Consider the following 379-nt stretch of genomic DNA (forward strand, 5'->3'; position numbering starts at 1 on the left):
GGCGCGGACCTCGTCGGCGTAGGCGGTGGGGTCGGCCAGGACCGTACGGACCTCGGCGGCGTCGAGGCCCGCGGCGGCGGCCAGCTCCACGAGCCGCTCGTCGTCGTTGAAGACGGAGCGCTCCTCGGCGAAGTTGGCCCGGTAGAAGGCGTCCAGCAGGGCGTCGTGGCGGCCCCGCTACCTGGCGAGGTGCAGCAGCCGGTGCATGTCGAAGGTGCTGCCGTGGTCGCGGTCGCGGGTGCGGTAGTCCAGGCCCTCGGCGGCTGCCTGCGCGCCGAGGTTGTCCTCGCCGGCCCGCGCCTGCGCCTCGCTCATGCCGTACTTGGCGGTGAGCATGGTCAGCACGGGCTGCACGTCGTCCTTGGCCCGCCCGGGGTCC

At 74.4% G+C, this 379-nt stretch carries 1 pseudogene; it reads right to left on the reverse strand.

The window, feature by feature from the left end:
• Positions 1–379 (reverse strand): annotated as a pseudogene (locus ACLZOT_RS50405) (DsbA family protein); the annotation flags it as partial.

The organism is Streptomyces sp. 4F14, assembly GCF_048159485.1.
Lineage (GTDB): Bacteria > Actinomycetota > Actinomycetes > Streptomycetales > Streptomycetaceae > Streptomyces.